Raw genomic sequence first — 22,127 nt, 5'->3', positions numbered from 1 at the left:
AGCATGAACTTACCAAATAAGTTAACTATTTTCAGAATTATTTTAATTCCACTATTTATTATTATTACTGTTATTCCTAATATCTGGGGAACTATCGCTGTTGCAGGAACAGTGATTTCTGTCACAAAATTAGTAGGAGCTATTATTTTTGCAATTGCTGCTATTACAGATTTCTTAGATGGACAAATTGCTAGAAGACAACATTTAGTAACCAATTTTGGTAAATTTGCAGATCCAATTGCTGACAAAATGTTGACTATGACAGCCTTTGTAATCTTAGTTGAAATGGGTATGGCACCAGCATGGGTCGTTGCTATTATTGTTTGCCGCGAATTGGCAGTGAGCGGATTAAGATTAATCATTGTTGAAAATGACGGTGAAGTTTTGGCTGCTGAAATGCCAGGTAAAATCAAAACATTCTCCCAAATGTTCGCCATCATTTTCCTTCTTTTGAATAACATTTTCTTTATTGGATCAATACTATTGTATGTTGCTTTGTTCTTTACAATTTATTCAGGAATCGATTATTTCGTTAAAAACAGAGCTATTTTCTCAGATTCATTCTAATAATAATTTAAATGCTTAGGATAGTAACCGTTTGGTTATTTATTCTAAGTTTTTTGTTTAAAGAAATTATTTTATATTAGCGTAATTAAAAACATAGGGGTAAAAAATGAAAGCAGAACTTATTTCAGTTGGAACAGAGATCCTATTAGGTGAGATTACAGATACAAATGCGGTTAAATTAGGGCAATTTCTCGCTCAGAAAGGAATTGACGTAGTCAATCGACAAACGGTTGGGGATAATAAAGAAAGAATTGAAGAAGCTCTTGAAATCGCAACTAGGCGGAGTGATTTGATTATTACAATTGGTGGTCTAGGCCCCACAGAAGATGACTTAACAAAGGATGCAGTTGCTGACTTTGTAGGGGATCAGCTTATATTTGATCAGAATACTTTAGACAAAATTACCGATTATTTTGAAAAAAGTAATATTGAAATAACCAGTAATAATAAGAAACAAGCTGAAGTATTTGCTAATGGTGGAACGCTCGCCAACGGAATCGGACTAGCGGCCGGCAGTTTTATTGAAAATAATAATCACACCTATGTGGTGCTACCTGGTCCGCCAAGTGAATTCACGCCAATGGTCAACGGTTCATTTAATCAGTTTTTGATAACTAGATTTAATCTGAATCAGCAAATAAAATCTAAGACACTTCATTTTGTTGGTATCGGGGAATCTCTTCTAGCAGACAAGCTAGATGATTTAATTAATCGACAGACCAATCCCACGATTGCTTTATACTTTAAAGATACTGATGTGACAGTTAGATTGACGGCTAAGGGAACAGAAGAACCAGAAATCGATCAATTGTTAAACCAAACTGAATCTGATATTAACAAATTAGTCGGTGAATTTTATTACTCGGATGAGGATGAAATAGATTTTCCAAGTTTTGTGACCCAAGAATTAATTAAGCGTGAGCTGTCTATCACATCTGCCGAGAGTTTAACCGGTGGCTTATTTCAAAGTACAATTGTAGGTGTGGCAGGTGCGTCAAACATCTTCCCCGGTGGATATGTTACTTATTCAGATGCCAGTAAACACAGTTTACTGGGTGTATCTGAGGCTACGATTTCGGATAATACAGTAGTCAGTGGCCCAGTGGCCAAAGAAATGGCCATTGGTGCGAAGAATTTAATGGGAACATCAATAGGGGTCAGTTTTACCGGTGTAGCAGGACCAGATGGATTGGAAGGACACCCAGCCGGTGAGGTATGGATCGGATTAGCACTACCCAATGGTGACACTGTTCAAAATAAATATGTGTTCAACGGTAACAGACAAAAAATCCGGCAACGCTCAGTAAATAAGGCTTTTGAGCTAATTTGGAGATTGATCTTGAAATAAGACGAACTTTTGTTCGCTTTTTTATTGCTTTTTACTTCATAAATAGGTATGATTACATTATTGATAAATCGAATGGAGGATTTATAGTGGCAGATGAACGTCAAGCAGCCTTAGACAAGGCCCTTAAAAAAATCGAAAAAAACTTTGGTAAAGGCTCAATCATGCGAATGGGTGATGCAGCTGATACTCAAATCTCAACTATTTCTAGTGGCTCATTAGCATTGGATGACGCATTAGGTGTTGGTGGATTTCCACGTGGTAGAATCGTTGAAATATATGGACCAGAAAGTTCTGGTAAAACTACTGTTGCCTTGCATGCCGTTGCTGAAGTACAAAAGCGTGGCGGAACAGCAGCATATATTGATGCTGAAAATGCCTTAGATCCAGTTTACGCTGAACACTTAGGTGTAAATATTGATGATTTACTTCTTTCTCAACCAGATACTGGTGAAGAAGGTCTAGAAATTGCTGATGCTTTGGTTACCAGTGGTGCTGTTGACTTAATCGTAGTCGATTCTGTTGCCGCTTTGGTACCCCGTGCTGAAATTGAAGGTGAAATGGGTGATGCTCACGTTGGTTTGCAAGCTCGTTTAATGTCCCAAGCACTTCGTAAGTTATCGGGTTCTATCAATAAAACTAAAACAATCGCATTATTCATCAACCAAATTCGTGAAAAAGTTGGTGTTATGTTCGGTAATCCTGAAACAACACCAGGTGGTCGTGCTTTGAAGTTCTACGCTACGGTTCGTCTTGAAGTACGTCGTGCAGAACAAATTAAAGATGGAACAGATGTTATTGGTAACCGAACTCGAATCAGAGTTGTTAAAAACAAGGTTGCACCACCATTTAGAAAAGCTGAAGTTGATATCATGTACGGAAAGGGTATTTCCCAAACTGGTGAGTTAATTGATATGGCTGTTGAAAAAGATCTTGTTGGTAAGAGCGGTTCTTGGTATTCATACGGTGAAGACCGAATTGGTCAAGGTCGTGAAAATGCTAAGCAATATATGGAGGATCATCCAGATACTCGCGCCGAATTAATGGCTAAGGTTCGTGAAGCATATGGTATGGTACCAGATGCCACAACTGAAAGTCCTAAAGAATCTAAAGATCCTAGTGAATTAGATTTAGATAACTAAATAATTAATGTTAAAAGTTCTGAACGAATGATATTATCTGATAATTTCTTATAATACCGCGTTTGGGGCTTTTTGCTTTTAAGTAACTTATTGACAGAGGTACAACTAAACATTAGAATTATTACAAGTGTAAGAATTATAATAACATCATAATTTGTGAACATTTAAACCCTATTTTGATGATTTGGAGGTCAGAAAATGAACATTTTCTCTATAATCCTCGCAATCATCGCTATCGTTGTTGGTTATTTTGGTGGTTACTTTATTCATAAGAATATTGTTGAAAAACAAAATGAAAATGCAAAAGTAACTGCTGATTCAATAATCGAAGATGCAAGAAAACAAGCTGAAACTGATCGACGTGAGGCTCTCCTAGAAGCTAAAGATGAGAGTCACAGGTACCGATCAGAAGTAGAAGGCGAATTAAAAAAGCGTCGTTCGGAACTTCAAAAGCAAGAAGATCGTTTGTTGCAAAGAGAAGAATCGCTCGATCGTAAAGATAATTTCTTCGAAAAACGGGAAAGCAGTTTGGAACGGAAGGAACAAAAACTTACTTCTGAACAAAAGCATATAGAAGAGCAACAACAAAGGGCATCCTCATTGGTTGAGGAACGACAAACCGAGTTAGAACGAGTTTCTAAATTATCTCAGGACGATGCAAAAGACCTGATAATTGAAGAAACTAAAGCCAATTTAGCAGATGAACGAGCTTTAATTATTAAAGACGGAATTGAAGATGCTGAACATCAAGTAAATGAAAAGGCTAAGAGTTTAATTGCTCAAGCTATTCAACGTGGTGCTACAGATATGGCTGCAGAAACTACTGTAACAGTGGTCAGTCTACCTAACGATGATATGAAAGGTAGAATTATTGGTCGCGAGGGTCGTAATATTCGTAATTTTGAGAATGTTACAGGAGTTGATTTAATTATTGACGATACGCCTGAAGCAGTAGTTTTGAGTAGTTTTGACCCAGTTCGACGAGAAGTTGCACATATTGCACTGGAAAAGTTAATTCAAGATGGTCGTATTCACCCAGCTCGTATTGAAGAGATGGTTGAAAAGGCACGTAAAGAACTTGATGATAATATTCGTAAAACTGGTGAACAAACAATCTTTGATTTGGGAATTCACTCGATGAATCCTGAACTTGTTAAGTTAATTGGAACGTTGAAATATCGTACCAGTTATGGTCAAAATGTTTTGAATCACTCGGTTGAAGTTGCTAATTTAGCTGGAATTTTAGCGGCTGAATTAGGTGAGGATGTTACTGTAGCAAAACGCGCAGGATTATTACACGATATTGGTAAAGCTGTGGATCATGAAACTGATGAATCACATGTACAAATTGGCGTAGAGTTAGCTAAGAAATATAAAGAGAGTAAAGTTGTTATTAATGCGATTGAATCACATGAAGATGACAACAAAGCTCAATATGTTATTTCAGTATTGGTTAGCGCAGCTGATTCAATCTCTGCTGCTCGTCCCGGAGCACGGAGTGAGACACTTCAAAGCTATATCCATCGTTTGGATAAGTTAGAACAATTATCTAACGGATTTGAAGGAGTTAAAAAGAGCTATGCAATTCAGGCTGGACGTGAAGTTCGCGTGATTGTTAGACCAAATAAGATCAATGATTTAAAGGCTGTAACGCTTACTCATAATATTCGTAAAGCAATTGAAAATGAGCTTGAATATGCTGGTAAAGTTAAAGTTACAGTTGTTCGTGAAGTACGAGCAGTTGATTTTGCAAAATAATAGTTAAAAGCTTGTTTCAAACTTTAATAGTTTGAAATCAGGCTTTTTATTTTTTATTGGTTGGTTCTAAACTAAGGAAAGTTTTTTAGATTGTCTAAAAATGTTAATATAGAAGCTATAATTAAAAGAGAACGCGTATTTAAGTAAGAAAGATAACTTGAATAAAAAGGAAGAAAACAGATGCCCCAAAAAACTAGTGATACACCAATGATGCGCCAGTACTTTGAAATAAAAAAGCAGTACCCAGATGCGTTTTTATTTTATCGAATTGGAGACTTTTACGAACTATTTTATGATGATGCCATTAAGGGTTCACAAATTTTGGAGTTAACCTTAACGGCGCGCTCTAAAAATGCGGATGATCCAATTCCAATGTGTGGTGTACCGCATCATGCTGCTCAAAATTATATTGATATTTTAATTGAGCAAGGCTATAAAGTGGCTATTTGTGAACAAATGGAAGATCCAAGAACGGCTAAGGGAATGGTTAAGCGTGAGGTCATTCAATTAGTAACACCTGGTACTGCTACTGATAATGGTGTTACTGAAGCAAAAACTAATAATTATTTAACAGCACTAACTTACGACAAAACGACTGGTAAATTTGGTTTTGCTTATACTGATTTATCCACAGGTGAATTAAAAACAGCTTTGTTGGATGATTTAGATGGTGTTTTAAACGAAGTCGTTAGTCTACAGACAAAAGAAATCGTTGTTGATAATGATATTACTGAAGATATTAAAGATCGGATATCTGAATTAGGTGTCCTAGTCTCTAATCAAGTTGATGGGGAGATTTCCTCTGAAACAAGCTTCTTGAGTCAGGATTTGAAGATTGAACAAGAAAAAGCGGTAGTTAAAGAACTCTTGTTATATGTGGAAACTACTCAGAAGAGGAGTCTTGCTCATTTACAAAAGGCGGTTCCTTATGAACCATCTTTCTATTTACGAATGGATCATGCTTCTAAATACAATTTGGAACTGACCAGTTTAATTCGAACCGGTAAAAAACAAGGCACTTTACTGTGGTTATTAGATTCCACTAAAACCGCCATGGGTGGCCGTCTTTTGAAACAGTGGTTGGATCGTCCATTAATTCAGAAAAAGGCAATTTTAAGTCGACAAAATCAGGTTCAGTCTTTAGTAGATCATTTCTTTGAAAGAAGTAGTTTACAAGAGGAATTGACGAAAGTGTATGATTTGGAACGCTTGGCCGGACGAGTTGCTTTTGGGAACGTCAACGGACGTGATTTAATTCAATTAAAGACTTCACTAAATCAGATTCCCAAGATCAAGTACATTTTGCAAGAACTTGATGATCCTGCATTTAAAGATGTTTTAAACCATTTAGATCCTGTCGATGATATTGCTGATTTAATTGAACAAGCAATCAATGATGATGCCCCTATTTCAGTTAAAGATGGAAATATCATTAAAGATGGTTACAACGAATTGTTGGATCAATATCGGGATGCGATGACTAATGGCAAAAAGTGGATTGCGCAACTTCAGGCAGATGAACGTAAAAATACGGGAATCAAGAATCTGAAAGTAGGTTTCAATAAAGTCTTTGGTTACTATATTGAAGTTACACGCTCTAACCTAGACTTAGTACCAGAAGATCGTTTTGAACGTAAACAGACACTAACGAACGCTGAAAGATTTATTACACCTGAACTAAAAGAAAAAGAACAGATTATTTTAGAAGCTGAACAGAAGTCTACTGACTTGGAATATGAATTGTTTAATGGAATTCGTGAACAAATCAAAGATTCAATTGAGCGCCTTCAACGTTTGGCCAAGGGTGTTTCTAAATTAGATGTTTTACAGAGCTTTGCGGTTGTTAGTGAAAAATATCAGTTTGTTCGCCCAACTATGAAAGATGGTCATGAAGTAAATATCGAAGATGGTCGTCATCCAGTTGTTGAAAAGGTTATGGGTCACCAAAGCTACGTACCTAATGATATAAAAATGAATGATGATACGGACATTTTACTTATTACGGGACCTAATATGTCTGGTAAGAGTACCTATATGCGTCAGTTAGCCTTAACAGTTATCATGGCTCAAATGGGATGCTTCGTAGCAGCTAAATCGGCAGAATTACCAATTTTTGATCAAATATTTACTAGAATTGGTGCCGCAGATGATTTAATTGCTGGTCAAAGTACTTTCATGGTTGAAATGCAGGAAGCAAATCGAGCATTGCAGAGTGGAACGCAAAACAGTTTGATTTTATTTGATGAAATTGGACGTGGAACTGCAACATATGATGGAATGGCATTAGCACAAGCAATTATTGAGTTTATTCATAGAAATTTGCATGCTAAAACACTATTTTCTACTCATTATCATGAATTAACTGAATTAGATCAGACGTTAGATCACTTAAAGAACGTGCACGTTGGAGCTGTTGAACAAAACGGCAATTTAGTTTTCTTGCATAAAATGCAGGATGGGCCAGCAGATAAGTCTTACGGAATTCATGTTGCAAAATTAGCTGGGATGCCAGATGACTTACTAAAACGGGCTAATGTGATTTTACAAGGACTAGAAGAAAACTCCAATGAATTAAACTCTTCAGTAAAAACTAGTTTGAACCAACAAGTTGAACCTGAGGTAGAGACAGGAGAGCCAAATGAAGTTACTGAGACGGATCAGGTCGACGAACAATTGGCACTATTTCAAACGAGTGAAGCTTCTGTTCAACAAGTTATTGCTGAACAATTGAAAGATTTAAACTTAATGGATATGACTCCAATGGAAGTAATGAATCAAATTTATAAATGGCAGAAGAAGTTACAGAAGTAGGTGAAATAGATGGCACAAATTCATGAACTGAGTGAAATTCTCTCAGATCAAATTGCGGCTGGTGAAGTGGTTGAACGACCAGCTTCAGTTGTTAAAGAATTAGTTGAAAATGCGGTCGATGCAGGTAGTGACCGAATTGATATCTTATTAGAAGAAGCAGGACTCAAATCAATCAGGGTGATTGATAACGGACAAGGTATTAACTCTGACGAAGTTCAAATCGCATTTCGACGACATGCAACTAGTAAAATAAGTTCACGTGAGGATCTTTTTAAAGTTGCTACGCTGGGATTTCGTGGTGAAGCTTTACCTAGTATTGCTTCAATTGCTGATGTTGTGTTAACTACTTCAACCGGATCCGGTGTTGGTCAAAAGGTACATTATCGTGGTGGTGATTTAGTTGATCAAAACGAAACATCGATTCGTCAAGGAACCGATGTATTAGTTACGGATCTATTCTTCAATACACCTGCACGTTTAAAGTATCTTAAATCAGTACAAACCGAGCTCTCAAAAATCACTGATATTGTGAACCGGATTGCTTTAAGTTATCCAGATATATCATTTAGTCTGAATCACGATGGACGTGAGCTTTTACGAACCACTGGTCGAGGAGACTTACTTCAGGTTATTTCAAATATTTATGGAGTGCAAAATGCTCGTAAAATGGAGCACATCCAAGGACAAAATGTCGATTTTGAAGTTGAAGGATATATTAGTTTGCCAGAGTTAACTAGGGCATCCAGAAATTATATTTCAGTTTTACTAAATGGTCGTTATATTAAGAATTATGCAATTAGTAAAGCGATTATCAGTGGTTATGGATCGAAACTTATGGTCGGCCGTTATCCAATGGCTGTTATTAATATTAAAATGGATCCGTTACTTGTTGACGTTAACGTTCATCCTACTAAGCAAGAAGTTCGAATTAGTCAGGAACCTAGTTTAACGAATCTGATTTCAAAAAGTATATATGATCAGTTGGCACAAGAAAATTTGATTCCAGATGCAATTCAAAATCTGAAGGGTAGAGACAAGGCAATTGTTCCAGTTAAGAATGAACAAATGAACTTAGATCAGTCAACGGTATTAGATCAAGCAGTTCAACTGGAAGAACCGTCTGAATCGTTTTCGACAGATAGTGATAATGAAATATCAGAGGAACAAACGCCGATTATTATTAAAAGCCGTTCGGATTTGGCAGATAATTCGCTCAAGGAATTTAAAGCAAAATATCGAGATGGTAATGCACCAACATTTACACCATCGATTCGTTCTGTCGGAGAAGATTCACAGGAATCAGCACCAAGTTCGAAGAGACGTTTTCCGGAGTTACTTTATATTGGTCAGATGCATGGAACATACTTGTTTGCAGAATCCAGTGATGGTTTGTATATCGTGGATCAGCATGCTGCTCAGGAACGGATTAACTACGAATACTACCGTGTGGCAGTTGGGCAAGTCGATGATAATCAGCAAGACTTACTAGTTCCCATTTATTTAAACTATTCCAGCAGTGATACTTTGAAAATTGAAGAACATCAAGATGTGCTAGCTAATGTGGGACTTCACTTAGAACCATTTGGCAAAAACACTTTCATAGTTAGACAACATCCTGCATGGTTTAAGGCTGGACAAGAGGAAGATACAATTCGTGAAATGGTCGATTATGTAATTAAAGATGGTATCGTTTCAGTTGCTAAGTTCAGAGAAGCCAGTGCTATTATGATGAGTTGTAAACGGGCTATTAAGGCTAATCACCATTTAGACGATGCTCAGGCAAAACAACTTTTACGCGATCTTTCTCAAACAGAGAATCCTTTCAATTGCCCACACGGTCGTCCAGTCTTAGTTCACTTTTCAACTAATGATATGGAAAAGATGTTTAAGAGAATTCAAGATCCCCATCATACTGACGTTTTAGGTGACTAGTCATGTTACAATAATAAGGCGAACAAATGTTTTTTTGAAACGGAGTCTATGAAATGTACGAATATTTAAAAGGGATTATTACAGTGATTACCCCGGCTTATGTGGTAGTTGAAGTTCAGGGAGTTGGTTATCAAGTCAATGTTGCAAATCCTTATCACTTTAAACAAGACGAGCAAGTTATGATGTATGTCTATCAGGCAGTGAGTGAGACGGATTTGAGTTTATTTGGTTTTGATCGACCAGAGGATAAGGACCTCTTTTTGAATCTCTTACGAGTAAAAGGGATTGGTCCCAAAAGTGCTTTAGCGATTCTTGCTAATGATGATCATTCAGGTTTAATCAACGCAATCAATAATGATGACGTTAACTATCTAAAGAAGTTTCCTAAGATTGGACCTAAAGCAGCTCAACAAATCATATTGGACCTTAAAGGTAAAATTTCATCTGAGGGAGTTAGCGGAAATCCAATGGGTGAGTCAACACCAGTTGGGGGTCCTTTAGAAGAAGCCAGCGAAGCCCTGTTAGCATTGGGGTATTCAGCTAAAGAAGTTACGAAAGTTAAAAAACAATTGAAACAGTTAGATATTGATACAACGGACCAATATATTAGTGAAGCACTAAAACTATTGATGAAAGGGTAGGTGATTTGAATGGATGAAGATCGAATTGTTTCTTCCGATGTTCAAGATGATGATGAACAATCGGTCGAAAAGTCATTACGACCAACTACTCTCGATCAATATATTGGTCAAGATCAAATTAAGCATGAACTAAGAGTGTATATTGAGGCTGCTAAGAAGCGTCAGGAAGCTTTAGATCATGTTTTGCTATATGGACCTCCTGGTCTTGGTAAAACCACTTTAGCAATGGTTATTGCAAATGAAATGGAAGTTCAAATTAGAACAACCAGTGGACCAGCAATTGAAAAGCCGGGCGATTTAGTAGCCCTTTTAAATGAGTTGCAGCCTGGGGATGTCTTGTTTATTGATGAAATTCACCGATTACCAAAGCTGGTTGAGGAAATGCTTTATTCGGCAATGGAAGATTATTTCATTGATATCGTGGTTGGTCAGGGACCAACAGCTCATCCGATTCATTTCCCACTACCTCCGTTCACACTGATTGGTGCAACTACTCGGGCCGGAGTTTTATCTGCGCCCTTACGTGACCGTTTTGGCATTGTGGAACATATGGAATATTACACTGAAGAAGATTTATCAGAAATCGTCAAACGTTCAGCTGATATTTTTGATACGCAGATTAAACCAGAGGGTGCCCATGAAATCGCTAGTCGTTCACGCGGAACTCCACGAATTGCTAATCGTTTGTTAAAACGCGTTCGTGATTTTGCGCAGGTAGCTGAGAAAGATAGTATTGACCAGCCAATTGTTGATCATTCTTTGAAGTTACTTCGTGTTGATAATCGGGGACTGGATGAAACTGACAAAAAGGTTTTAGAAACTATGATTGAACTTTATCATGGTGGTCCTGTCGGAATTGGAACGATCGCAGCTAACATTGGTGAAGAAAAAGATACCATTTCAGAGATGTATGAACCTTATCTACTGCAGATTGGTTTCTTGAAGCGGACCCCACGCGGTCGAATGGTCACTTATGAGGCATATCAACACTTAGGACTCGAATCAGAGTTTAAAGAAAAATAGGAGAAATTCTCATGACATTAACTGTAGATGATTTTGATTATGACTTACCACATGAATTAATTGCACAAACACCAATTAAGCAACGCGATACATCACGTTTATTAGTTTTAGATCATAAGACAGGTACCATGGAAGATAAGCACTTTTATGATATTCTAGATCAACTAAACCCTGGGGATGCGGTTGTGATGAACAACTCTCGCGTTATGCCAGCCCGTATTTATGGTATCAAGGAAAATACTGGTGGTCACTTTGAAGTTTTGCTTCTGCACAATATTGAAGGAGATAAGTGGGAAACACTTGTTAAACCAGCTAAACGAGCAAAGTTGGGTACTAAAATTGATTTTGGAGATGGATTGCTAACAGCAACCGTAACTAAAGAATTGGAACACGGCGGTCGTGAAATTGAATTCTCATATGATGGAATTTTCATGGAAATTCTTAATCAGCTGGGCGAAATGCCATTGCCACCATATATCAAAGAAAAACTAGACGACCAAGAACGTTATCAAACAGTTTACTCTAAAGAACCTGGTTCTGCTGCTGCACCAACGGCTGGTCTCCATTGGACAAAGGAGTTACTTCAAAAGGTTGAAGACAAAGGAGTTAAACTGGTTTATCTTACATTACATGTGGGGTTAGGTACGTTTAGACCAGTTGATGAAAAGAATATCGAAGATCACAAGATGCACAGTGAGTTCTACCAGTTATCTGAGGAATCTGCTGCTACGTTGAATGAAGTACGTAAAAATGGTGGTCGTATTATTGCAACTGGTACAACTTCTATTCGAACTTTGGAAACCATTGGTTCTAAGTTTGATGGTGAAATTAAAGCTGATAGTGGTTGGACAGACATTTTTATCAAACCAGGTTACGAATGGAAAGTTGTCGATGCCTTTATCACTAATTTCCATTTACCTAAGTCGACCCTAGTAATGTTAGTTGCTGCCTTTACAGGTCGTGACTTAATCTTGAACGCATACCAACATGCTATTGAAGAAAAATATCGTTTCTTTAGTTTTGGTGATGCAATGTTCGTTAAATAATTTAAATAATTGAATGGAGATTTAATTTGGAACCTGCAATTAAATATCGGTTAATCAAAACCGAAAAGCATACAGGCGCTCGCTTGGGTGAGGTAATCACTCCGCATGGTACTTTCCCAACACCTATCTTTATGCCAGTTGGAACGCAAGCTACAGTTAAAGCTATGTCACCTGAGGAATTAGATGATTTAGGTGCTGATATTATTTTGGCTAATACTTATCATTTATGGGAACGACCTGGTGAAGATATTGTCAAAGAAGCTGGCGGTCTACACAAGTTTATGAATTGGAACAAGGGAATTCTTACTGATTCTGGTGGTTTCCAAGTATTCTCACTTGCTAAGCTACGCGATATTAGTGAAGAGGGAGTTCGTTTCAGAAATGAAATGAACGGGAGTAAAATGTTCCTTTCACCTGAAAAAGCAATGCAAATCGAGAATGATTTGGGACCAGATATCATGATGAGTTTTGATGAGTGTCCACCATACTTTGAAAGTTATGATTACGTGAAGCATTCGGTTGAACGAACTAGCCGTTGGGCTGAACGTGGACTAAAAGCTCATCGTAATCCAGATACACAAGGGTTATTTGGAATTGTTCAAGGTGCTGGTTTTGAAGATCTTCGACGCCAAAGTGCAGCTGACTTAGTAAGTATGGACTTCCCTGGTTATTCAATCGGTGGACTTTCAGTTGGTGAATCAAAAGCTGAAATGAATCGAGTCCTTGACTTTACAACACCGCTCATTCCAGAAAACAAACCTCGTTACTTAATGGGAGTTGGTTCTCCTGACTCTTTAATCGATGGAGTTATTCGTGGAATTGATATGTTCGACTGTGTCTTGCCAACACGAATCGCCAGAAATGGTACATGTATGACTAGTCACGGTCGTTTAGTTGTTAAGAATGCTAAATATGCTCGTGACTTCACACCGCTAGATGATAATTGTACATGTTATGCTTGCCGTAACTACACTAGAGCTTATATCAGACATTTACTTAAGACTGACGAGACTTTCGGATTGCGTCTAACAAGTATTCACAACGTGCACTTTTTGGTTCATTTGATGAAAGATGTTCGTCAGGCAATTATGGATGACAATCTTTTGGAATTTAGACAAAACTTTTTCGATGAATACGGATATACTGAAAATCCGACTAAGAATTTCTAAACATCTGGTTATAGTACCGTTTTTTTGTTAGAGTATATGTATAAACCAAAAATGAGGTGAAAGAATGTTACTAGCAGCAAATCCACTTGGTGGAATGAGTTCAATTATTTTCTTTGCATTAATTCTTGGATTAATGTACTTTATGATGATCCGTCCACAACGTAAACAGCAACAACAACGTCAAGAAATGATGAGTAAGTTAAATGTCGGCGATAATGTTACAACAATCGGTCGTTTGCATGGTGTCGTTGATTCAATCGATGATGATGCTAAAACCGTTACTTTAGACTGCGATGGTGTGTACTTAGTTTTTGATCGTGCCGCAATTATGCGTGTTGATCAACAAGTTGCAAAGGAAAGCGTTGAATCAGATGATAAACCTGAAGAAACAAAACCAGCAACAGAAGCAAAAGATGCCGTTGAAGATGTTAAAGAAGACGCAACTGATGTAACAAAAGACGCTAAGGATGATCTTGGCGAATAATATTGTTAATAAATTCTGAAACGGTTATCCGTTTCAGAATTTTTTTATCCACTTAAATAGACATTCTAAAATAATTAACCAAATTAGATGGTTTTTAGTTGAGTAAGGGGTACTTTTGATACATAATTAGACATATGAAAAATTGAAAGCGAGGCACTTGAAATGGATCAACGTGCACTATTTATAATTTTTGGTGGAACTGGCGATTTAGCTTATCGTAAGCTTTATCCATCATTGTTCAGATTATATGAAAAAGGATATTTAAAAGAAAATTTTGCTGTTATTGGAACTGCTCGTCGCCCTTGGAGTGATGACCATTTTCACGAAGTTGTTTTGAACGCGATTGCAGATGATGGTCGCGATGTTGAGCGTACTAACACTGAGCTGGCACGTAAATTTGCTAGTCATTTTTATTATCAATCTCATAACGTTGATGACGCTGAACATTATGTCAATTTAAAAAACTTGGCTGATAAATTAGATGCTAAATATGAACTGAATGGAAACCGTGTGTACTATTTAGCTATGGCACCAAGATTCTTCGGTACAATTTCATCTCATTTAAAAGATCAAAACTTATTAACTGAAAATGGTTTTAATCGTCTAATTATTGAAAAGCCATTTGGTCGAGACTATAAGACTGCTAAAGAGTTGAATGATTCAGTTTCAGGCTCATTTGCTGAAGATCAAATCTTTAGAATTGATCACTATTTGGGCAAGGAACCTATTCAATCCATTGCTGCACTTAGATTTGGTAATCAAATCATTAGTAGTTTATGGAATAAGGAACATATCGATAATATTCAGGTTACTTTGGCTGAATCCTTAGGGGTTGAGGAACGAGCAGGTTATTATGAAACCGCTGGTGCGTTACGTGATATGGTTCAAAACCACATCATGCAAATCGTGTCACTCTTAACTATGGAAAAACCTGACGTGTATGATGCAAGCCATTTACGTGATAAGAAAGTTGAAGCTTTAAATAACATTCAGTTATATTCTGTTGATGAGGCTAAAAAGAATTTTGTTCGTGGACAATACGGAGAAGATGCTAACCAAACTCAAGCTAGTTACCGTGATGAAGAAGGTACTGACGAACATTCACAAATTGACACATTTGTTGCTGGTAAGCTCATTAGTCATAACCCTACTTTAGAAGGCGTTCCAGTTTATGTTAGAACAGGTAAACGTCTCGCTAAAAAGACAACTCAAATCAACGTGGTATTTAAGAACGTAGATACAGATATTTTCCATAATGTTGAAGACAATGATGCGATTGGATTGCAGGACAATGTTCTAACAATTTATATCGAGCCAGAAATGGGCTATACACTCAAATTAAATACTAAGTATGGTAATCAGGGTTACAATATCAATCCAGTACACTTACGTTATCGTAAGACGCCAGAAGAAAAGGCTAAGATTCCTGATGCATACGAACGTTTAATTCATGATGCACTGCGCGGTGATAAGACCAACTTTGCTCACTGGCATGAAGTTAGTCGTGCTTGGAAACTAGTTGATGTGATTCGTGAAGCTTGGGATAGCGAAGATGCAAACTTCCCGAACTACGAAAGTGGATCAATGGGACCAAAGGATGCTGATGAATTATTGACTAATGATGGTCGTAATTGGGTCTTTAATCCTTTAAAATAGAATCTGAATAACTGATGAAGGTTGTGCCAATCATTTTTGGTCACAGCCTTTTGTATTGAATAGTCGAAAAATGATGGAGGAGGCGTACATATTGGCATCAGATGAACTGAATATTCCAATGAGAGTAGATGATTCGAGAAAGATTATTCATGTCGATATGGACGCTTTTTATGCCTCCATTGAAATGCGAGATAATCCCAAATACAGAACATTACCGCTTGTTATTGCGCATGACCCGCGCGAGACTGGAGGTCATGGGGTAGTGACAACTGCGAACTATGTTGCACGAAAGTATGGAGTGAATTCAGCCATGCCCGCAATGAAGGCATTAGAGCTATGTCCACAAGCTGTTTTTAAAACACCAGACTTTGAAAAGTATCGCGCAGTTTCAGCTCAAATTCATGAAGTGTTTCATGAATATACTGATAAAATAGAACCAGTCGCATTGGATGAAGCGTACTTAGATGTAACCGAAAATAAAAAAAACATGATTAGTTCTGTCGCAATTGCGCATGAAATTCAGAAAGAAATCTTTGATAAGACGCATTTAACCTGTTCAACTGGAATTTCTTACAACAAATTTTTGGCTAAAATGGCATCAGAATACGAAAAACCAATCGGAGTGGCGATGGTTTTTCAAGACGATGTGCATGACTTCTTAGCTCGACTGCCAATCGAAAGCTTTCGGGGAGTTGGTAAAAAAACTGTACCCAAGATGCATGATCTGGGAATTGAAACTGGAGCAGATTTATTTAAATTGTCGGAAACAGACTTGATGCATTATTTCGGGAAATTTGGGTATGTTTTATACCGACAGGTGCGTGGAATCGATGATCGCCCCGTTGAATATCAAAGAGAACGGCGATCAATTGGAAAAGAAGAAACCTATGGCAATCCGCTTACGACTGATTCAGAGGTCGATATACAGTTAAGATTGATTGCTAAAAAATTAATGACATACGTTAGTCGTCAGCAAAAACATGGTAAGACGATTGTTTTGAAATTACGGTATAGTAGTTTTGAAACCCAGACTAAACGAATTACTTTGGACGAATTCGTTCAAAATGATGCGGAAACTTTTTATTTCTACGCTCGCCAACTGTTTGATGAGATTGGGGATGCTAGTCAAGGTATTCGTTTATTAGGGATTACGCTGACTAATTTAACTGATTTAAATTATCAAGATGTTGTTTTGCCACTATTCGAACGTGAAAGTTCATTTTATGGTAAGCTTGAATGAAATCAATAAAGGGGAAACTATGAGTACTTTAGATGAAATTTTTGAGAAAATAAAAAAATATAATCGAATTGTGATTCACCGTCATCAACGCCCGGATCCTGATGCGATTGGTTCACAGATCGGCTTAGCAACTATTTTGCGTGATTCTTTTCCATTTAAGCAAATCAAGGTAGTTGGTAAACAAATTGATGGTTTAAGTTGGCTTGGAACGGTTGATGAAGTAGATAATGACTTTTATGATGACGCATTGGTAATTGTTGTTGATACTGCTAATCCACCACGTGTTGATGATCGACGTTATGAAAACGGAGATTATTTAATTAAGATTGACCATCATCCTAATGATGATCCATATGGAGATATTATGTGGGTTGAAGAGGATGCTTCTAGTAGTTCAGAGCTTGTTTATGACTTTTATGAACAATTTAAGGATGAACTAAAGCTAAGTGCTGAAGCAGCAAGATTACTTTACGCTGGGATTGTGGGCGACACAGGTCGTTTCTTGTATCCTGCTACTAGTGCGCACACTCATGAAGTTGTTGCACGATTGATGGATACTAAATTTGATATGGTAGCAGTTAACCAAAAGATGGATAGTATGTCAGAAGCAGTAGCACGTCTATCTGCCTACGTTTTTGAAAACTTACAAGTTGAAACGAATGGTGCTGCTCATATCATTTTAACCAATGAAATATTGGAACAATTTAAGCTTCAGGATGCAGGAACAGCCGGAATTGTTTCTTTACCAGGTAAAATAGATACAGTTAGTTGCTGGGCCATTTTTGTTGAGCAACAAGACCATAGCTATCGAGTTCGATTGCGATCAAAAGGTCCAGTTATCAATGAACTAGCTAAAAAGCATGACGGTGGTGGTCATCCACTTGCAAGTGGTGCCAAAGCCGCTGATACAAATGAAATAAATGATATTATTACTGAGTTGAACGAACTCGCAGTTAAATACGGGGAAAATAAATGAACAATTTTGCAAAATTTAATTTAAAGCCATTCTTAATGGATGCGCTTGAAGAAATCAATTTTAAAGAACCAACACCGGTTCAAAATAAAATCATACCGCTTATTAATGACGGTAAAAGTGTAGTAGGTCAGTCTCAAACAGGTAGTGGTAAAACACATGCCTTTTTACTACCAATTTTTAATCAAATCGATCCTGAACAAAATACTATTCAGGCCGTAATCACTACGCCAAGTCGTGAGCTATCATATCAGATTTATGAAGCTGCTAAACAATTGGCTAAGAAGTCTGAACAACCAATTGAAATTGGTAATTATGTTGGTGGAACTGATAAAAAACGCCAATTAGAAAAGCTTGAACATCACCAACCACAAATTATTATTGGAACACCGGGTCGTGTGCTTGATTTACTTAAAGCACGTGCTCTTAATATGCGCCAAGTTAAGTTTATGGTTATTGATGAAGCCGATATGACGTTAGATATGGGATTCTTAAATGAAGTGGATCAGATTGCCGCAAGTATGCCAGAACATTTACAAATGCTAGTATTTTCAGCAACAATTCCACAGAGTTTAAATACTTTCTTGCGTAAGTATATGGAAAATCCAGCTATTGAAGAAATTCCAACAGAAACAACCATCAGTCCTACAATTGAAAATTTACTTATTTCAACTAAGGGTCGCGATAAGAACCAGGTGATTTATCAGCTATTAACACTTGGTGAACCATACCTTGCTTTGGTATTTGCAAACACCAAAGAACGAGCAGATGATATTACTGATTATCTTAAGAGCCAAGGTTTAAAAGTTGCTAAAATTCATGGAGGAATTCAGCCTCGTGAACGTAAGCGCATCATGAAAGAAATTCATCGTTTAGAATATCAATTTGTTGTAGCAACTGATTTGGCAGCCCGCGGAATTGATATTGAAGGTGTATCACTGGTAATTAACGATGATATTCCAGAAGACCTTGAATACTTTATTCACCGAGTTGGTCGTACGGGCCGTAATGGTATGAGTGGAACAGCTATTACTCTTTACAAGCCTAACGATGAAGATAAGGTTGTTGAAGTAGAACAAATGGGCGTTAAGTTCCAACCAAAGGCTATTTCCAATGGAGAATTGGTAGACACTTATGATCGTGATCGTCGTACAAAAAGAGTTAAGGATCACAAGAAACTTGACCCAACGATGGTTGGATACGTTAAGAAGAAGAAAAAGAAGGTTAAGCCTGGTTACAAGCGCCGAATTCGTAAGGCTATTTCTGATAAAGATGAACGTGATCGACGAGTAGCTAAGCACCAAGAGTTTAGAGAAGCTAAGAAGGCTAAAATTAAGCAATCACGTGCTAATCGAAATCGGTAGGAATTGACTTATACTGGTTGCTTAACCTATAATTATGAATGAATAAAGGACATACAGGCTATTTAAAAGATTTCAGCGACGTTTCGGTGGTGGGAGAAACGACTTTTGATAGGTTGGGCTACCTTGATAAGTGTTACGCGACTCAGCGTTATGAGTTTAAGAGGTTAACGATCAAAACATCGTTGCAAGTAAAGTGGTACCGCGTGAAAGCGTCTTTATTTTACTGGCAATGGTGTTTTTTATTTTCAGGAGGAAGAATAATTGGAACGAAAATCAAGTAGTGAAATCAGAAGAATGTACTTAGATTTCTTTAAATCAAAAGGACATGTCGTTGAACCAAGTGCGTCATTAGTACCACAAGATGATCCAACTTTATTGTGGATTAACTCTGGTGTTGCAACAATGAAAAAATACTTTGATGGTAGTGTGGTTCCTGAAGTACCACGCTTAACAAGTTCTCAAAAGAGTATTAGAACGAACGATATTGAAAATGTTGGGCATACAGCTCGTCATCACACTTTATTTGAAATGTTAGGTAACTTTTCAGTTGGTGATTATTTCAAACAAGATGCTATTCATTGGGCCTGGGAATTGTTAACTTCTAAAGAATGGTTTGGAATGGATCCTGAAAAACTATTCGTAACTGTTTATCCTAAAGACCAAGATGCCAAGAAGATTTGGCTTGAAACAGGAATTGATCCAACGCACATTGTCGAAATCGAAGATAACTTCTGGGATATTGGTGAAGGTCCAAGTGGTCCTGATTCAGAAATCTTTTATGATCGTGGTCCATCGTTCAATAACTTAGCTGATGATGATCCTGAAAATTATCCTGGTGGTGAAAATGAACGCTGGCTTGAGATTTGGAACATTGTGTTCTCACAGTTTAATCACGAACCGGATGGATCATACGAACCATTACCACATAAAAACATTGATACGGGGATGGGACTTGAACGTGTTGTTTCAGTCTTCCAAGATGCACCAACTAACTTTGAAACAGATTTGTTTTTACCTTTGATTCATGAAGTTGAAAAACTGAGTGGCAAGAAATATGGCGATACCAAGGAACAAGATGTCTCATTTAAGGTTATCGCTGATCACGCCCGTGCCATCACATTTGCTATTGGTGATGGAGCTCTTCCTTCAAATGAAGGACGTGGATACGTTATCCGTCGTTTGATTCGTCGTGCTGTTATGCATGGTAAGAAGCTTGGAATTGATCAAGCCTTTCTCGTTGATTTAGTACCTGTAGTTGGCGAAATCATGAAGGATTACTATCCAGAAGTATTAGAAGAAAAAGCATATATTCAAAAAGTTGTTCAATCTGAAGAGGATCGCTTTAATGAAACTCTAGACGATGGAATTGGTTTATTAGATAACATTATTGCTGAAGCCAAGGCAAACGGTAGTAGTGAAATTGATGGTAAGCAAGCCTTTAAGTTGTTCGATACTTATGGTTTCCCATTTGAATTAGCTCAAGAATATGCTGGTGATCAAGGTATTAAATTAGATCGTGCAGGCTTTGATGCTGAGATGGCTAAACAAAAGGAACGTGCTCGTTCAGCTCGTTCAAAGTCAGTTTCAATGGGTGTTCAATCAGACTTATTAACAGATTTGAAGACGCCAAGTGAATATGTAGGTTATGACACTTTAACAGTTGATGGAGCAGTTCTTGCTGATCTTGTTCAGAATGATCAATTGGTTGACCATGTTGAGCGTGGTACTGCAGAGTTAATCTTTGATAAGACACCATTTTATGCCGAAATGGGTGGACAGGTCGCCGATATTGGTGAAATTAAAGACCAAGACGGTCAATTAGTTGCTACGGTTGAAGACGTTCAACATGCTCCTAATAGCCAAAACTTGCACACTGTTAAGCTTGTTAAACCAATGAGTAAGGGTGAAAAATACAATTTAAGCGTCAATCGAGAATTCCATCTTAAGGTAGAAAAGAACCATACAGCCACTCATTTGTTAGATCAATCTTTACGTAGTATTTTAGGCGATCATACTAAGCAAGCTGGTTCACTTGTTGAACCAGGATATTTACGTTTTGACTTTACTCATTTTGGTCAAGTTACTGAAGAAGATTTAAACAAAGTTGAAAAGCTAGTTAACGATAAAATTTACGAAGAAATTCCTGTTACAACAGTTGAAACCGACCTTGAAAGTGCTAAAAAAATGGGAGCAATTGCTCTATTTAGTGAAAAATATGGCAAGAAGGTTCGTGTTGTTAGTGTTGATGACTTCTCACGTGAGTTCTGTGGTGGAACACATGTTAAGAATACCAACGAACTAGGACTCTTTAAAATCGTGTCTGAATCCGGTGTTGGTGCTGGTGTTCGAAGAATTGAAGCTGTTACATCTCAAGCAGCCTATGAATTCTTGCTTAAAGAAGAGAATCTCTTGAAACAAACGGCTGGTTTGTTAAAAGCAGCTCAAGTGAAAGATGTCCCAAGTAAAGTTGCTCAACAAATTGATAACGTTAAATCTTTAAATCAAGAAGTTCAGAAGTTACAAGATCAAATTGCAAAAGACCAAGCAGCTGGTATTTTTGATAATCCAGAAGATGTAAATGGCATTAGCTTAATTACAGCTAAGGTTGACGTTGCTGGAATGGATCAATTACGTCAGTTGGCAGATGACTGGAAGAACAAGAAGTCATCACAAGTACTTGTTTTAGGTGCTGAAATTGGTGGCAAGGCTAATTTGATTGTCGCAGTTGCGGAAGACTTAATTAAGCAAGGTGTTAAAGCTGGAGATTTGATTAAAGCTATTTCGGGTAAAGTTAATGGTGGCGGTGGCGGCCGTCCAAACTTAGCTCAAGCGGGTGGCTCCAATCCTGCTGGAATTGAGGATGCATTAGCTGAAGCTCATCAATGGCTTGCAGCACGCTAATATTACGAATTGATTACGAGAAGTCGCTATCATTGTGATTTCGGTGATAATCAAGTAAAATTTACTCCAGTATGT

At 37.5% G+C, this 22,127-nt stretch carries 16 protein-coding genes; all 16 read left to right on the top strand.

Annotation, left to right across the window (positions count from 1 at the left end; all coding sequences use genetic code 11):
- Positions 1-3 precede the first annotated feature (3 nt).
- The 16 genes from pgsA to alaS all read left to right on the top strand — a co-directional run bounded on the left by pgsA (position 4) and on the right by alaS (position 22,052).
- Positions 4-567, top strand: coding sequence for a CDP-diacylglycerol--glycerol-3-phosphate 3-phosphatidyltransferase (pgsA, locus tag IV88_RS04460; RefSeq protein ID WP_057799194.1), 564 nt, complete (start codon positions 4-6; stop codon positions 565-567).
- A 106-nt stretch (positions 568-673) separates the two neighbouring features.
- Entirely contained in the window at positions 674-1,915 is a 1,242-nt protein-coding gene (locus IV88_RS04455) for a competence/damage-inducible protein A (protein WP_057799192.1), read from the top strand.
- A gap of 86 nt (positions 1,916-2,001) precedes the next feature.
- The gene (recA, locus tag IV88_RS04450; protein WP_057799190.1) at positions 2,002-3,054 is read left to right on the top strand and encodes a recombinase RecA; all 1,053 of its coding nucleotides are present in this window, start codon (positions 2,002-2,004) and stop codon (positions 3,052-3,054) included.
- A gap of 198 nt (positions 3,055-3,252) precedes the next feature.
- Complete coding sequence (gene rny / locus IV88_RS04445; RefSeq protein WP_057799188.1) at positions 3,253-4,812, top strand: ribonuclease Y; 1,560 nt, start codon at positions 3,253-3,255, stop codon at positions 4,810-4,812.
- 180 nt (positions 4,813-4,992) lie between these two features.
- A complete protein-coding gene (gene mutS, locus IV88_RS04440; protein WP_057799187.1) occupies positions 4,993-7,623 on the top strand; it encodes a DNA mismatch repair protein MutS in 2,631 nt (876 codons plus the stop codon).
- A gap of 9 nt (positions 7,624-7,632) precedes the next feature.
- Entirely contained in the window at positions 7,633-9,555 is a 1,923-nt protein-coding gene (mutL, locus tag IV88_RS04435; RefSeq protein WP_057799185.1) for a DNA mismatch repair endonuclease MutL, read from the top strand.
- A gap of 53 nt (positions 9,556-9,608) precedes the next feature.
- Positions 9,609-10,196 (top strand): Holliday junction branch migration protein RuvA, encoded by a 588-nt coding sequence (gene ruvA / locus IV88_RS04430; protein WP_057799183.1) that lies wholly within the window; start codon positions 9,609-9,611, stop codon positions 10,194-10,196.
- A 9-nt stretch (positions 10,197-10,205) separates the two neighbouring features.
- Entirely contained in the window at positions 10,206-11,219 is a 1,014-nt protein-coding gene (gene ruvB / locus IV88_RS04425; protein ID WP_057799181.1) for a Holliday junction branch migration DNA helicase RuvB, read from the top strand.
- A gap of 11 nt (positions 11,220-11,230) precedes the next feature.
- The gene (gene queA / locus IV88_RS04420; RefSeq protein WP_057799179.1) at positions 11,231-12,265 is read left to right on the top strand and encodes a tRNA preQ1(34) S-adenosylmethionine ribosyltransferase-isomerase QueA; all 1,035 of its coding nucleotides are present in this window, start codon (positions 11,231-11,233) and stop codon (positions 12,263-12,265) included.
- Positions 12,266-12,291: 26 nt separating this feature from the next.
- Positions 12,292-13,434 carry a tRNA guanosine(34) transglycosylase Tgt gene (gene tgt / locus IV88_RS04415; protein ID WP_057799177.1) on the top strand — a complete coding sequence of 381 codons (1,143 nt, stop codon included), beginning with the start codon at positions 12,292-12,294 and terminating at the stop codon, positions 13,432-13,434.
- A 64-nt stretch (positions 13,435-13,498) separates the two neighbouring features.
- Complete coding sequence (gene yajC, locus IV88_RS04410; protein ID WP_057799175.1) at positions 13,499-13,918, top strand: preprotein translocase subunit YajC; 420 nt, start codon at positions 13,499-13,501, stop codon at positions 13,916-13,918.
- Positions 13,919-14,080: 162 nt separating this feature from the next.
- Entirely contained in the window at positions 14,081-15,574 is a 1,494-nt protein-coding gene (zwf, locus tag IV88_RS04405) for a glucose-6-phosphate dehydrogenase (RefSeq protein ID WP_057799174.1), read from the top strand.
- 91 nt (positions 15,575-15,665) lie between these two features.
- Positions 15,666-16,814 carry a DNA polymerase IV gene (gene dinB, locus IV88_RS04400; RefSeq protein ID WP_371862095.1) on the top strand — a complete coding sequence of 383 codons (1,149 nt, stop codon included), beginning with the start codon at positions 15,666-15,668 and terminating at the stop codon, positions 16,812-16,814.
- A 19-nt stretch (positions 16,815-16,833) separates the two neighbouring features.
- Positions 16,834-17,790, top strand: a complete 957-nt coding sequence (locus IV88_RS04395; protein WP_057799172.1) for a DHH family phosphoesterase — start codon at positions 16,834-16,836, stop codon at positions 17,788-17,790.
- Positions 17,787-19,151, top strand: coding sequence for a DEAD/DEAH box helicase (locus IV88_RS04390; protein WP_057799170.1), 1,365 nt, complete (start codon positions 17,787-17,789; stop codon positions 19,149-19,151). The genes IV88_RS04395 and IV88_RS04390 overlap by 4 nt, the downstream gene beginning before the upstream one ends.
- 261 nt (positions 19,152-19,412) lie before the next feature.
- The gene (gene alaS, locus IV88_RS04385; RefSeq protein WP_057799168.1) at positions 19,413-22,052 is read left to right on the top strand and encodes an alanine--tRNA ligase; all 2,640 of its coding nucleotides are present in this window, start codon (positions 19,413-19,415) and stop codon (positions 22,050-22,052) included.
- The last annotated feature ends 75 nt before the right edge of the window (positions 22,053-22,127 follow it).

Origin of the sequence: Pediococcus argentinicus (assembly GCF_001437605.1) — a bacterium.
GTDB classification, from domain to species: Bacteria; Bacillota; Bacilli; order Lactobacillales; family Lactobacillaceae; genus Pediococcus; species Pediococcus argentinicus.
The sequence above is the reverse complement of the archived record's forward strand: the minus strand, read 5'-3'. Positions and strand labels throughout refer to the sequence as shown.

Excerpts from the sequence above, each read along its gene's own strand:
- pgsA (WP_057799194.1), top strand. The coding sequence starts at position 4 with ATGAACTTACCAAATAAGTTAACTATTTTCAGAATTATTTTAATTCCA.
- IV88_RS04455 (WP_057799192.1), top strand. The coding sequence starts at position 674 with ATGAAAGCAGAACTTATTTCAGTTGGAACAGAGATCCTATTAGGTGAG.
- rny (WP_057799188.1), top strand. The coding sequence starts at position 3,253 with ATGAACATTTTCTCTATAATCCTCGCAATCATCGCTATCGTTGTTGGT.
- mutS (WP_057799187.1), top strand. The coding sequence starts at position 4,993 with ATGCCCCAAAAAACTAGTGATACACCAATGATGCGCCAGTACTTTGAA.
- mutL (WP_057799185.1), top strand. The coding sequence starts at position 7,633 with ATGGCACAAATTCATGAACTGAGTGAAATTCTCTCAGATCAAATTGCG.
- ruvA (WP_057799183.1), top strand. The coding sequence starts at position 9,609 with ATGTACGAATATTTAAAAGGGATTATTACAGTGATTACCCCGGCTTAT.
- ruvB (WP_057799181.1), top strand. The coding sequence starts at position 10,206 with ATGGATGAAGATCGAATTGTTTCTTCCGATGTTCAAGATGATGATGAA.
- queA (WP_057799179.1), top strand. The coding sequence starts at position 11,231 with ATGACATTAACTGTAGATGATTTTGATTATGACTTACCACATGAATTA.
- yajC (WP_057799175.1), top strand. The coding sequence starts at position 13,499 with ATGTTACTAGCAGCAAATCCACTTGGTGGAATGAGTTCAATTATTTTC.
- zwf (WP_057799174.1), top strand. The coding sequence starts at position 14,081 with ATGGATCAACGTGCACTATTTATAATTTTTGGTGGAACTGGCGATTTA.
- IV88_RS04395 (WP_057799172.1), top strand. The coding sequence starts at position 16,834 with ATGAGTACTTTAGATGAAATTTTTGAGAAAATAAAAAAATATAATCGA.
- IV88_RS04390 (WP_057799170.1), top strand. The coding sequence starts at position 17,787 with ATGAACAATTTTGCAAAATTTAATTTAAAGCCATTCTTAATGGATGCG.